The organism is Nocardia sp. NPDC051321, from assembly GCF_044455225.1.
Lineage (GTDB): Bacteria > Actinomycetota > Actinomycetes > Mycobacteriales > Mycobacteriaceae > Nocardia.
On sequence record NZ_JBITEM010000001.1, the window covers coordinates 807,882 to 820,430 of the forward strand.

At 68.5% G+C, this 12,549-nt stretch carries 11 protein-coding genes; 10 read left to right on the forward strand and 1 reads right to left on the reverse strand.

Going from position 1 to position 12,549, the window contains the following annotated elements; genetic code table 11:
- The 5 genes from ACIA8C_RS03810 (at position 1) to ACIA8C_RS03830 (ending at position 7,773) form a co-directional block, all read left to right on the forward strand.
- A complete protein-coding gene (locus ACIA8C_RS03810; protein WP_397130675.1) occupies positions 1–1,218 on the forward strand; it encodes a uroporphyrinogen-III synthase in 1,218 nt (405 codons plus the stop codon).
- Complete coding sequence (locus ACIA8C_RS03815) at positions 1,215–2,027, forward strand: sirohydrochlorin chelatase (RefSeq protein ID WP_397130676.1); 813 nt, start codon at positions 1,215–1,217, stop codon at positions 2,025–2,027. Before ACIA8C_RS03810 ends, ACIA8C_RS03815 begins: the two co-directional genes overlap by 4 nt.
- Before the next feature lie 188 nt (positions 2,028–2,215).
- Positions 2,216–6,310 (forward strand): amino acid adenylation domain-containing protein, encoded by a 4,095-nt coding sequence (locus ACIA8C_RS03820; protein WP_397130758.1) that lies wholly within the window; start codon positions 2,216–2,218, stop codon positions 6,308–6,310.
- Between the two features lie 101 nt (positions 6,311–6,411).
- Positions 6,412–7,389 (forward strand): alpha/beta hydrolase, encoded by a 978-nt coding sequence (locus tag ACIA8C_RS03825; RefSeq protein ID WP_397130677.1) that lies wholly within the window; start codon positions 6,412–6,414, stop codon positions 7,387–7,389.
- 42 nt (positions 7,390–7,431) lie between these two features.
- Positions 7,432–7,773: a TfoX/Sxy family protein gene (locus ACIA8C_RS03830; protein ID WP_397130678.1), complete on the forward strand. Its 342-nt coding sequence runs from the start codon at positions 7,432–7,434 to the stop codon at positions 7,771–7,773.
- A 10-nt stretch (positions 7,774–7,783) separates the two neighbouring features.
- Here the strand turns inward: ACIA8C_RS03830 and ACIA8C_RS03835 are convergent, their stop codons facing one another.
- A complete protein-coding gene (locus tag ACIA8C_RS03835) occupies positions 7,784–9,487 on the reverse strand; it encodes a metallophosphoesterase (protein WP_397130679.1) in 1,704 nt (567 codons plus the stop codon).
- A gap of 193 nt (positions 9,488–9,680) precedes the next feature.
- Here ACIA8C_RS03835 and ACIA8C_RS03840 point away from each other — a divergent pair, with 193 nt between their 5' ends.
- The 5 genes from ACIA8C_RS03840 to ACIA8C_RS03860 all read left to right on the forward strand — a co-directional run bounded on the left by ACIA8C_RS03840 (position 9,681) and on the right by ACIA8C_RS03860 (position 12,547).
- On the forward strand, positions 9,681–10,127 hold the full coding sequence (locus ACIA8C_RS03840) for a cupin domain-containing protein (protein ID WP_397130680.1): 447 nt from the start codon (positions 9,681–9,683) through the stop codon (positions 10,125–10,127).
- A 63-nt stretch (positions 10,128–10,190) separates the two neighbouring features.
- Positions 10,191–11,072 (forward strand): hypothetical protein, encoded by an 882-nt coding sequence (locus ACIA8C_RS03845; protein WP_397130681.1) that lies wholly within the window; start codon positions 10,191–10,193, stop codon positions 11,070–11,072.
- Positions 11,073–11,101: 29 nt separating this feature from the next.
- Positions 11,102–11,344, forward strand: coding sequence for a hypothetical protein (locus tag ACIA8C_RS03850; protein ID WP_397130682.1), 243 nt, complete (start codon positions 11,102–11,104; stop codon positions 11,342–11,344).
- Positions 11,345–11,640: 296 nt separating this feature from the next.
- Positions 11,641–12,093: a VOC family protein gene (locus ACIA8C_RS03855; protein ID WP_397130683.1), complete on the forward strand. Its 453-nt coding sequence runs from the start codon at positions 11,641–11,643 to the stop codon at positions 12,091–12,093.
- Between the two features lie 19 nt (positions 12,094–12,112).
- The gene (locus ACIA8C_RS03860) at positions 12,113–12,547 is read left to right on the forward strand and encodes a YdeI/OmpD-associated family protein (RefSeq protein ID WP_397130684.1); all 435 of its coding nucleotides are present in this window, start codon (positions 12,113–12,115) and stop codon (positions 12,545–12,547) included.
- The last annotated feature ends 2 nt before the right edge of the window (positions 12,548–12,549 follow it).

A 12,549-nucleotide genomic window follows, 5' to 3' on the forward strand; every position in this document is an offset into this window, starting at 1 on the left:
ATGACAACCATCGACGCGGGCCCCTGCCTCGCCGGGTTCACCATCGGCATCACGGCGGCCAGACGGGCCGACGAGTTCGCCACGTTGCTACTGCGGCGCGGCGCCGACATCGTGTCGGCCCCGGCCATCCAGATCATCCCGCTGGCCGACGACACCGAGTTGGAGCGGGTCACCCGCCAGCTCATCCTGGACCCGCCGCGAATCACGGTGGCCACCACCGGCATCGGCTTCCGTGGCTGGATGGAGGCGGCCGAAGGGTGGGGCGTCGCGGAGGACCTGCGCGCGACGCTCGGCGCCACCCGGATGCTGGCGCGCGGCCCAAAGGCCAAGGGCGCCATCCGGGCCGCCGAATTGCGCGAGGAATGGTCACCCGCCTCGGAATCGTCCGCGGAGGTGCTCGATCACCTACTCGCCGAGGGCGTGGAGGGTGTGCGCATCGCGGTGCAACTGCACGGCGCCACCACCGAGTGGGAGCCGGTGCCCGACTTCTGCGAGGTATTGCGTTGCGCCGGTGCGGATGTCGTGCCGGTGCCGGTGTACCGGTGGATGCCGCCGGCGGATCAGGGTCCGATGGACCAGCTGATCGAGGCCATTGTGACGTACAACCTGGACTGTGTGACGTTCACCAGCGCGCCCGCCGTGGCGTCGATGTTGATGCGCGCCAAGGAAACCGGGCTGCTGGAGGGCGTGCTGCACGCGTTGCGCGGGCGGGTGCTCGCGGCCTGCGTCGGCCCGATCACCGCCGCGCCGCTGGAAGAACTCGGGGTGGCCACGTCGATGCCGGGACGTGCCAGGCTCGGTGCGCTGGCCCGGCACGTCGCCGAGGAACTGCCGCGGCGGGCCAACCGGATCTACGCCGCGGGGCACACGCTCAGCGTGCGCGGCGGCTGCGTGGTGGTCGACGGTGCGGTGCGCCAGCTCGCGCCCGCGCCGATGGCCCTGATGCGGTCGCTGGCCAGGCAGCCCGGCCGGGTCGTGTCCCGGGAGAACCTGCTGGCCGCGCTGCCCGGTGGCGGTGACGACACGCACGCCGTCGAGACCGCGATCGCCAGGCTGCGCGCCGGGCTTGGTGCGCCGAAGGCGATTCAGACCGTGGTCAAGCGCGGCTACCGGCTGGCGCTGGACGCGGCCGAATGCATCGATAACAACCCGCGACCCGAGTTGCTGCCGCAGGCCGGCATGCCGACGCGGTACGTGCAGACCTTGGGGACGTCATGAGGGAACCCGCCCTGGTGCTGGTGGCACATGGCACCAGGAGCACCCGTGGGGTCCAGATGATCGCCGCGCTGGCCGAGGCGGTGGCCAGGGAGCTCGGCGTCGCGGTTTCGGGGCGCGATGCCGAGCTACCCGCGACGTCGGTCCCCGCGACGTCGGTCCCCGCGGTGCGGACCGCGTTCGTCGACGTGCTCGGTCCGTCGCCCGCCGAGGTGTTGCGCGATCTGCGTGACGGGGCGGGAGAATCCGTTCCCGCGGTAGTGGTTCCGGCCTTCCTCGCGTCCGGCTACCACGTGTATCAAGACGTCCCACGGGAAGTGGCCGAAAGCAACCATCCGGCCGTAGCGGTCACCCCGGCCATGGGCCCGGACCCGGCGTTGGCCCGGATCATGACCATGCGCCTGCGCGCCACGGGTTGGCGGCCGGGCGACGCGGTCGTCTTCGCCGCCGCCGGTTCCTCGGATTCCCGTGCCAGGCACGATGTTCGCCGTGCGGCCGCCATGCTCACCGAACACCTCGGTGCACCGGTCCGGCTCGGTTATATCGCCACCGGAACCCCTCGGGTGCCGGAAGTCGTTGCCGAACTGCGTGATTCCGGTGCTGAACGGGTGTTCATCGCGTCATATCTGCTGGCGCACGGCCTGTTTCAGCAACGTCTGCACGACGCGGGCGCGGACGGCGTCGCCGAGCCGATCGGCGTCCACCCCGCCGTGGTTCGGCTCATCGCCGATCGCTACCGCGCCGCCGCGTGGGATCTGGTGCGTCGATCGAGCCGGGGTCGCATCGAGACGTCTAGAGCTCGCACGGCATAGCACGGAGTTCGCCTGGGACGTTATCTTCCTCCGGATCCGGTCGAATCCCTCGACTCTGCCCGCGTTGTCTGTGCTGACAGACGCTTTTGCACGCGCCGATCATGCTGGAATTACGGTGAGTTCAGGCTCGGATGCCGTAAGTTTGCCCGGGAAACGATTCAGCGGTGGCTTCCGAATGCATGGGAGGCGTGTTGACCGGAGCCGACGACGGCGTGCCGCGCGATGGGACGGCACGGCGGATGTATCCACTGTCGACGGTGCAGCAGAGCTGGTGGGTGGCTCAGCAGTTGCAGCCCGCGGTGCCGCTGACGGTCGCGATGTACCTCGATCTTTCGGGTCCGCTCGAGATAGCTCTGATGTCGAAATGTGCCCGGCGCGCGGCTCGCGAACTCGAATCGCCCCGGCTGCGACTCTGGGCAGTCGGCGGGTATCCGCGGCAGTACGTCGATACCGCCGCGGAGCTGCCGATCGAGGTCGTGGATCTGACCACCGACATCGATCCGGTCGCGACGGCTCTTGCTGTGATGGAGCGTGATTACAGCGCACCACTGGATCCGCTCACCGACGAGCACACCGTCGCCACGCTGTTTCGGGTGGCGAGTCAACGCCACCTGCTGTACCTGCGCAGCCACCATATTGTGCTGGACGGACTCGGTGCCGCCGCGGTGCTGCGCCGCACCGGAGAGCTTTATCGGGCCGAAGTTGTTGCGGCCGAACGGTGCGGCGAAACGCGGGACGCGGCGGTAGCTGCCGCGGCGGTGCCGCCGAACGGTACGGTCACCGACCGCAAAGCTGATTCGGTACAGGCAGTCTCGGCCCTGTCGCTGCCCGAGTTATTGGAAGCCGAACGGGCGTACCGAGATTCACCACGTCATGCGATCGATCGAGACTACTGGCTCGGCCAGCTCGACGGCCTCGGCGCCCCGGTGAGTCTGGCGGCCCGGCCCGCCGCGGCACAGGCACGCCCGCACCGGGTGACGGCGACTGTCGACGCCGCCACCGCCGAATTGCTCGCCGACGCCAGGGCCCGGCACGGCGCGACCTTCCCCGAGTTGGCCCTCGCGGCCTTCGCCTGCTTCCTGGCGCGGATGACCGGTAACGACGAAGTCACCCTCACGCTGCCCGTCCCAGCACGCACCACCGCGCGCCTGCGCCGATCGGCCGGTTCGATGTCGAATGTGGTGCCGCTGCGACTGGCCGGCCTCGACACGAGCACCGTCGGTGCGGTCATCGCCCAGGTGCGGTCGACGGTCATCGGCGCCCTGCGCCACCAGCGCTATCGGTTCGAGGACATGCAGCGCGACAGCGGGCGCGATCAGGCCTTCGGCAGCGGATTCGGGCCGTTGGTCAACGTTCTCGGTTTCGCCGAACCGCTCCGTCTCGGCCCGCTGGACGGCCAGGCTCGACTGCTCGCGCTCGGCCCGGTCGAGGATCTCATGGTCAACGGCTATCAAGCCGGCCCGGACGACCGCTCGGTCAGCATCGACTTCCAGGCCAATCCGGCGCGCTACCAACACCATACGGTGGTGCGGCAGCACCGCATGTTTCTCGAGTACTTCAGCGATTTCCTCGCTGCCGAATCCGACTGCGCGATACCGGCGCTGCGCCGTACCCCGTCGGCTCCGTCGGCCGCGCCGCCCGCGGGGCCGGTGCGGGTGCTGCCCGACCTGCTGCGCGTTGGCTCGTCGCCGGATGCCGTTGCCGTGCAGGACGGTACCCGCGTCATGAGCTACCGCGAACTCGACGACGCGTCCACCCGCTTGGCGCGTGAGCTGATGGCAGGCGGCGCACGTCCCGGCGAGTTCGTGGTGGTGGCGGTCCCGCGATCGCTGGAATCGGTGCTCGGGCTGTGGGCCGTCGCGAAGACCGGCGCCTGCGTCGTCCCGGTCGACCCGGCCGATCCGGTCGCGCGGATCGCCGCAGTCATCGCGGATTGCCAAGCGCGGCAGGGAATCACAGTCAGCGCAGTGCGGGATAGGCTGTGCTGCGATACCGGATTCCCAGGCCGCGCCGACCTCGAAACGCCGACAGGTTCGGACGGCGCGGGCGCGATGGGGTGCGGAATTGATTGGCTCGTGCTGGACGATCCGCGGTCCGTGGCGGAGGTCGAGCGCAGGGCGGCGACGCCGGTGACCGACGGGGAGCGGCCGCGTTCCCTGCGGCCCGCGCACCCGGCGTACTTGATCTACACATCGGGCACCACCGGGCGGCCGAAAGGCGTGGTGGTCAGCCATCGCGGCCTCGGTTCGCTGACCGACTACATCGTCGAACACTGGGGCCTCGACCAGGATTCCGTGGTGCTGCATTCGCACGCGCCGTCCTTCGACGCGCACCTGCTCGATCTCCTCGCCGCGTTCGCGCCCGGTGCCCGGTTGGTGGTGCAGCCGCCGTCGGTTGTCTCCGGCGCCGAGCTGGCGCGGCTGCTCAGGGATGGCGGCTGCACCCACTTCCTGACGACCCCGGCGGTGCTTGCCACGCTGTCGCCATCCGAGGTGCCGAGCCTGTCGGTGGTTGCGGTCGGCGGGGAGGTCTGTCCGGCGAAGACCGTGCGCGAATGGGCACCGCATGTGCGGTTGTTCAACGGGTACGGGCCGACCGAGGCGACCGTAATGGCAACGGAGACAGCCGCATTGGCGGTCGACGAGCCGGTGACCATCGGCCGCGCGCTACCCGGGGTGCTCGCGGTGGTGCTCGACACGCGGTTGGCGCGGCTGCCCGACGGTGCCAGGGGCGAGCTCTACCTCGGTGGCATCGGCGTCGCCGATTGTTACGTCCGCAATCCGGCGGGCACCGCGGTGCGGTTCATCGCCGATCCGTTCGGGGTCGGCCGACGGCTGTACCGGACCGGCGACCTGGTCAGCGCGGGCCCCGCCGGGGCATTCGAGTTCCTCGGTCGCGTCGACGCCCAAGTCGAGGTGCGCGGGCGGCGGATCGAGCCCGCCGAGGTCGAGGCGGCGCTGCTCGCCGGGCCGGAGATCGGGTCCGCCCTGGTCGTGGTCGCCGACGCGGGTCGGCCCGAGGCGCGGCTGGTGGGATACGTCGTTGCCGCCGCGGGCGTGGCGTTCGACGCCGCGGCCACCCTGCACCGGTTGCGCGCGACGCTACCGGCCGCGCTGGTGCCCTCGGCGCTGGTCGAACTCGACCGGTTGCCGGTGACGAGCAACGGAAAACTCGATCGGACCGCATTGCCGCCGCCGGCCATCGTGCCGCGGCCATATTGCGCGCCGGAGACGGTGATCCAACGTCTGGTCGCGGAACGCATCGGCGCGTCCACCGGTCAGTCGAGGGTCGGCCTGAACGATGACTTCTTCGAACTCGGCGGGAATTCCATTCTCGGAGTGGCGATCTCGGCCGAGTTGGCGGCGGTGACCGGAGTGCCGGTGACGGTGCGCTGGATATACACGGCGCCGACGGTGCGGGCGCTCGCCGAACGGATCACCAGCTACGACGGCACGGATACCAGCGACGACGACGCGCTCGGCGTGCTGCTAGCGTTGCGTCGCGACGGAACCCGCCCGCCGCTGTTCTGCGTCCACTCCGCGGTCCCGCTGGCCTGGTGCTACGCCGGATTGGCCCGTTACATCACCGACCGCCCGGTGTACGGCCTGCAGGCGCCGACGCTGACCGGACCGTCTCGCGCCATCGGCACCATCGACGAGCTGGCCGACAGCTACGTCGACACGATGCTCCGTGTCCAGCCGGAAGGGCCGTATCACCTGCTCGGCTGGTCGCTCGGCGGCCAGATCGCGCACGCGATCTCGGTGCGGCTGCGCGCCAGGGGCGCCTCGGTGGCGGCGCTTGTCATGCTGGACAGCGTCATCTTCCCCGACGGTGTCGATCCGCCGCCCGCCCCGCGGATGCGAGATCTGCTGACGCATCTGCTCGGTGAGGAACCGGCGGACGGCGACACCGCCCCGGAGCTGACCGCTGCCGAGGCCGCCGACGAATTGGCCCGTGCCGGTGCGTCATTCGGTACCGGTCTGGCGGCCGCACAACTGGAACGGCTGCACCGGGGCTACGTCGACGGCGTCGCGCTCTCGCATGGCTACCGGCCCGCCGTCTTCGACGGTGACCTGCTGTACTTTTCGGCAACCCGTGGCGTGACCGAGTTGTTCGGCGCCGACATGTGGCGGCCGTTCATCACCGGCGACCTCATAGAACACCCGGTTGCGGCGACACATGCGCAGCTGACCAATGCGGCTGTGGTCGCCGTGATCGGCCCGATCCTGGCGAGGCACCTGGAGCGAACGGCCGTACCCGCGCCGGCGCGCAGCGCGCGCTGAGTTCGCCGGCGACATAGCCACCGACCTGCATGTTCATTCGTTCGGCGAACACGCCCGGTGAATGCCGGACGTCCCGGCGACCCTGATAGATACTCGACGCCATGCCCCGGCTGATGCGATGCCTGGTTCCACTTCTCGCGGTTGTCGCCGCGATCCTCCCGGCCACCACGGCCGCCGCCGACCCCGACTCCCGCATCCTGGAGGTGCGGCCGCTCGGCGGTCGGGAGCTGGAGGTCGTCGTGCACTCGGCGGCCATGAACAAGCCCATCACGCTGTGGATGTCGCATCCCGGCTCGGGTGCGCCCGCGCTGTATCTGCTCAACGCGGTGGACGGTGGCGAGGACGGCGGCCCGTGGACGCGGCGCACCGATGTCGCGGAATTCTTCGCGGACAAGAACGTCAACGTGATCGTCCCGATGGGCGGGCGCGCCAGCTACTACACCGACTGGCTGCGCGACGACCCCGTGCTCGGGCGCAACCAGTGGACCACCTTCCTGACCAAGGAACTGCCGCCGCTGCTGGCCGCCAGGTTCGGCATGACGGGGCGCAATGCCATTGCGGGACTGTCCATGTCGGCGACCTCCGCGCTGAACCTCGCGACCGGCGCGCCCGGCCTCTACCAGGCGGTCGGCGCCTACAGCGGATGCCCGCGCACCAGTGATCCGGTGGCGCAGGCGTACGTGTCGTCGCAGCTCGCGGTGTTCGGCGCGAACGCGGCCAACATGTGGGGCGGGCCGGAAAACCCGGCCTGGGTAGCGAACGATCCGATGCTGCAGGCGGAACGTTTGCGCGGGGTCGCGCTCTACGTTTCGTCGGGCACCGGCGCACCGGGCGAGCACGACAACATCGGCGACCGCGGCATCGACGGCAACCCGGCCCGGCTGGTCGACCGCATGCTGGTCGGCGGCGTGATGGAGACCGTCATCGGCGGGTGCACCCGGCCGTTCGTGGATCGGCTGCACGAGCTCGGCATCCCGGTCACCGCGAACCTGCGCCCCGCGGGTACGCACGCCTGGACCTACTGGCAGGACGACGTGCACCAGTCCTGGCCGTTGTTCGCCGCCGCGATCGGTGCCTGAGTAGCTGTCGAACTTGTCGGTGCCGAGGGCGACAATTCCGCTATGGCGTATGACGAGGAACTTGCCGATCGCATTCGGTTTCTGATCAAACCGGGACCGGAGCTGTCCGAGCGGAAGATGTTCGGCGGGCTGGCCTTCCTGATCGGCGGCAATATGGCGGTGGCGGCCAGCGGGCAGGGCGGCCTGCTGGTCCGGGTCGATCCGAAGGAAAACGACCAGCTGCTCGCCATCGATTTCGTGCGGCCGATGGTGATGGGTGGCCGGGAACTGATCGGCTGGCTGCGCGTCACGCCCGACGCGGCCGACGATGACGAGGTGCTCCGGGCGTGGGTCGACCGCGGCGTCGGCTACGCGCGGTCGCTGCCGCCGAAAAAGAAGAAGTAGCCCGGAGCGCTCAGCCGCGGACCTGCCTGCGGTAGGTGACCCGGTCGAACTCGCGGCCGTACTCGTCGACGGCGGTCACGTCCATTTCGCTGGCGAAGACGCCGGGACGGACGTCGACGCGCAGGAACGAATAGTTGCGGAACCGCACCCGCGACCACGGTGCCGCCTCGTCCAGCTTGTCGCCGCCTGGCGTCCACACGTAGCTGTTGGGCACCGAGGTATCCGGTAATTCGTTGCCACGGTAGGACTCCCGCGAGCCCGGCTGAAAATCGTAGCGGGGCCGGCCGCCGCCGCCGACCGTGTAGTAAACGGTGCCGTCGGTCTCCGGATAGACCACCGAGTTGTCGCCCGCCACCTTCGTCGCGGCGTTGCCGCGAATCGGATCGGTGCGTTCGAAAACGTGGTTGTGTCCCTGCAGCACCAGATCCACCTGGTAGCGGTCGAACAGCGCCACCCAGGCATCGCGCACCCCGCCGTCGCTGGCGTGCGCGTCGGTCGTCGAATAGGCGCAGTGGTGAAAGAAGCAGACGAGGAAGTCGATGCCGGGGTCCGCCCGGTAGGCGGCGAGCGTGCGTTCCACCCAACTCGTTTGCGCCCCACCGGAATACCCGGTGTTGGCGCGAATCTCATAGGAGACGTCGTTGGCGTCGAGCGAGAGCACCGCGACATTGCCGTAGGTGAACGAATACGCCGACGGGCAGCCCGCCGGTCCGTTGCCGGGGAAGTCGAGTCGCGCCGCGTGCCCGCCGTAGCCGAGGGCGCCGTAGGTCGCCTCCATGTCGTGGTTGCCGGTCGCGAACATCCACGGCGTCTGGGCGGCGCTGGCCTCGATGGCGCCGAAATAGACGTCCCACACGTACGGGTTGAACTTGTCGAAGCCGTTCGGGAGTTGTCCACCGTGCGAAACGAATTGGGCGGGCTTGCCCGCGCCGGACGGATCGGCGTAGGCGATGTCACCGGCCAGGATGTGGAAATCCGGTCTGGCCGCGGCGATTTGGCGCAGCACGTTGGTGGCGTGTGGTGCGTTCGGCTCGTTGTCCGCCTTGTAGTACTTGTCGTCGTAGTCGCCGGGCGCGACACCCGCTGGCAGCGCCGGTGTTTCGTCGGTGCCCTGATCGCCCATCATGGTGAAGCGGAACGGCACGATCGCGGCTCGCGCGGTGGGCATCGCGGTGGCGGCGGCGCGGATGTCGCCGGTGAACCCGTCGGCGGTGCGCCAGCGGTAGAAGTGCGGTATCCGGCCGGGCAGTCCGTCCACCGGCGCGTGCGCGTAGAACTGTTCTGCCGCAAGCACTCCGCCGTCGCTGCTCGGCAGCTGGGTCAGCAGGTTGCGCACCTCGGCCTCCACCGTCGCGCCGAGCGCGGGCGTCGGGCCGTGATCGAGAAACACCTTGGTGCCCGCGGGCTGCCTGGACAGCTGGGCGGCGAAGCGGAGCTGGCTGGTCGAGTCCGGCCCGAACCCGACGTGCCTGCCGCCGACCGCGAGCTGCGCGTCCTGGGCGTAGGCACGCTTGCCGAACGGCGAGGTGCCGACCGCAGCCACGGCCGCGGCCGCCGCGGCCCCGCGCAGGATATTGCGGCGCGACACCGGATGTCGGCGTAGGTAACCGCGGTGCCATTCGTGCTGCTCGGCCATTGTCATCTCGGCGGAGCGCCCGCCTGGAATTCCGGTTTCCGGAATGTCGCCTGCGGGGTTCAGCGGATTCGACGCCATACCGACCGATGCTGCGCCGCTCGAGCCGTCCCGGCAACTCGACACCGCGAGCCGAGTGCGAACACTGGGTGAACTCTGTCGATGCGAACATCCGTGGCCGGGTAACCCCGGCGCACCTGCGAGACCTGGAATTAAGTCGCGACCAGCTCGAATTCACCTGTTCGTGCCCCGCCCTGCCCGATATGCTCCCGCGATGACGCCATTCACCCGCGGAACCGCCGTCGCGATCATGCTCGGCGCCGCCCTCTGCGCGGGCATCCCGGCCAACGCGACGCCCGGCACGGATATCACCGCCGTCACCCTCGCCCAAGCCCAGATCCCGGCCGGCCTGCTCCCGTTCGTCGCGGGCACCGATCTCATGGTCCGCGAAATCACCATCGCCCCAGGCGGTTCCACCGGCTGGCACTACCACGACGGCCCCGTCTTCGGCATCATCCGCGCAGGCACCCTCACCCACCCCGGTCCCGACTGCGTCGCCCCCGTCTACCACGCGGGCGACTTCATCTACGAACCCGAAGGCGACTGGAACATTCACATCGGCCGCAACCTAGGCCCCGACCCCCTCATCCTCGACGTCGTCTACGCCCCACCCACCGGCAAACCCCTCTTCGAAGACGCCCCCGCCCCACCCTGCGCTTAGTTCGGTTTCACACCGATATTGTGACTCGAACATATTTTCGAATCTAGAGGTATCTTCGTCGGCATGGTCGGTTCACAACACGAAGCGTTGCACCGGATCTTCCAGCACGACCCAGGAATGTTCGCGCGCACATTTCGCGAATTGAAAGTTCCCCTTGGCGTCCCGAGCGAAGTAGCTTTGCTACCAACCGATCTCACCGAGATCAGACCACTCGAGCGCCGAGTGGACACCCTATTACGATTCACTACGTCAGCGGGCCGATTTCTATTACTTGTCGAGGCGCAAGGCGAATGCGATCCCGACAAGCCGTCAGCATGGACGTACTACCTTGCCCACGCCCACGCGAAATACCGCCTTCCCGCGGTGCTGCTCGTCGTCTGCCATGACCGCGGCACCGCATCGTGGGCAGCCAAGACCGCCCAGCTCGGCCCGTCGTTCTGGGCTGGCAGCCTCACCATGTCGCCACTGGTCCTCGGCCCGGACAACGTGCCGGTCGTCACCGATCCAGCCACCGCCGCCGACGACGTCCCGCTAGCCACCCTCTCCGCAATGACGCACGCCAAAGACCCCAGCATTGATGCGATACTGAAGTCGCTGGCCGCCGCACTGCGGGGGATCGACGAAGAAGACGCCCACATCTTCGCCGAACTCACCGAACTCGGCCTTGGCAACGCCCAGGCCGCCAAAACTTGGAGGCATATGATGACCGTCGATCCGGCGTTCTTCCGCTCGGAAACCTCACAACGCTTGCGTGAAGAGGGGGAGACCAAGGCGGTCGTCAGGAACGTTCTGCGGGTTTTGGAGCGTCGTGGATTCGTCGTTGGGGACGATGTGCGGGATCGGATCACGTCGTGCACTGACCTCGATGTGCTCGAACGCTGGCTCGATCAAGCGGTGACGGCGACCAGCGTTGCCGATCTCTTTGTCGATGGTCGACATGCATAGTCGGCGCGCTGCCCGACCTGGAGGCCAGCATGCCGATTGATCTGGCGTTCTTCCGCTCGGAGACCTCACAACGCCTGCGGGCTGAGGGCCGGGCCGAAGGGGAAACCAGCGAGGTCGTCAGAAGCATTCTCGACATCCTTGATGTGCGATCGATCGAGGTTCCGCCCGACGCTCACCTTCGCATTACCTCGTGCGATGACCTGGACAAGCTGCGCTCATGGCTTCGCCGTTCGGCGACGGTGGCCTCTGCCGCTGAGCTTTTCGAGGCCTAGTGGCGGAGATCTATGTCCACAGTCCGTGTTGATTGGGGGAGTGAGATCGATGGGCGAACATGTGCGCTGGGCCGCACTACGCGCCGAGGTTATGAATCGACCAGGGGGCGGGGTCGCTTACGAGGCGGCACGAATTCGGTTCGAACTCGGCTTCGAGATCCCTGACCTGGACTTTGTCGTCCGTCCGGGACCGGGTCGGAAGAAACTTTCGAGAACTTCGGTGAGATAGGTCGAAGTGGGGATGGCGGCTCCGACCAGGGGGTGACAGCAAGTCACATCACTGGCAAGGAGCCGTTATGTCCATCAATACTTTCTTCTGGTTCGAGAGTGCGGCTGAGGAGGCTGCCAGCCTGTATACGGCGCTGGTGCCGAACTCGCGGATCACCGATGTTGCCCGGGACTCGGCGGGGGTGGCGTTTGTGGTTTCGGTCGAGCTCGACGGGCAGTCGGTGACGCTGATGAACGGTGGGGGCGGGCATCCGCTGACCGACGCGGCGTCGTTGCAGGTGGTCGTGGAGACGCAGGAGGAGATCGACCGGTTGTGGGATGCGCTTACCGAGGGTGGTGTGCCGGGGCCGTGCGGCTGGCTGACCGATCGGTTCGGTCTGTCCTGGCAGGTCACCCCTGCGGTGTTGCCCTCGCTGATGAGCGGTGACAACGCCGCCAAGACCATCGCGGTGGGGACCGCTTTGCGCGGCATGTCCAAGCTCGACATCAAGACGCTGCAGGATGCGTACGACAACGCCTGAGGGCGTTTAGGGTCGGATCATGCAGCAATTCGAGGCGATCATCGAGTCCGGTGCTGGTGGCGGCGCGTACGTCGCGGTGCCGGGCGCGGTGGTCGCCGCGCTGGGCGGCGGCGGCCGGATTCCGGTTGCGGCGGCCTTCGACGGTGTCGAGTATCGCGGCTCCATCGCGGACATGGGCGCCGGGCCCTGCCTCGGCGTGCTGAAGGCGATCCGCGCCGAGCTGGGCAAGGAGCCCGGCGACCGGGTCGTGGTGACCGTGGTGCGCGACGACGCCGAACGGACTATCGAGGTCCCGGACGACCTGGCCGACGCACTGCGATCCGCCGGGCTGCGTGCCGCTTTCGACAAGCTGTCCTATTCGCGGCGGCGCGAACATGTCACGGCGGTCGTCGAGGCCAAGCGTGCGGAGACGCGCACCCGGCGGATCGCGAAGGTCGTCGAGTCGCTGAATTGATC

Excerpts from the sequence above, each read along its gene's own strand:
- ACIA8C_RS03815 (WP_397130676.1), top strand. The coding sequence starts at position 1,215 with ATGAGGGAACCCGCCCTGGTGCTGGTGGCACATGGCACCAGGAGCACC.
- ACIA8C_RS03825 (WP_397130677.1), top strand. The coding sequence starts at position 6,412 with ATGCCCCGGCTGATGCGATGCCTGGTTCCACTTCTCGCGGTTGTCGCC.
- ACIA8C_RS03860 (WP_397130684.1), top strand. The coding sequence starts at position 12,113 with ATGCAGCAATTCGAGGCGATCATCGAGTCCGGTGCTGGTGGCGGCGCG.
- ACIA8C_RS03855 (WP_397130683.1), top strand. The coding sequence starts at position 11,641 with ATGTCCATCAATACTTTCTTCTGGTTCGAGAGTGCGGCTGAGGAGGCT.
- ACIA8C_RS03850 (WP_397130682.1), top strand. The coding sequence starts at position 11,102 with ATGCCGATTGATCTGGCGTTCTTCCGCTCGGAGACCTCACAACGCCTG.
- ACIA8C_RS03845 (WP_397130681.1), top strand. The coding sequence starts at position 10,191 with ATGGTCGGTTCACAACACGAAGCGTTGCACCGGATCTTCCAGCACGAC.
- ACIA8C_RS03830 (WP_397130678.1), top strand. The coding sequence starts at position 7,432 with ATGGCGTATGACGAGGAACTTGCCGATCGCATTCGGTTTCTGATCAAA.
- ACIA8C_RS03835 (WP_397130679.1), bottom strand. The coding sequence starts at position 9,487 with ATGGCGTCGAATCCGCTGAACCCCGCAGGCGACATTCCGGAAACCGGA.
- ACIA8C_RS03840 (WP_397130680.1), top strand. The coding sequence starts at position 9,681 with ATGACGCCATTCACCCGCGGAACCGCCGTCGCGATCATGCTCGGCGCC.
- ACIA8C_RS03810 (WP_397130675.1), top strand. The coding sequence starts at position 1 with ATGACAACCATCGACGCGGGCCCCTGCCTCGCCGGGTTCACCATCGGC.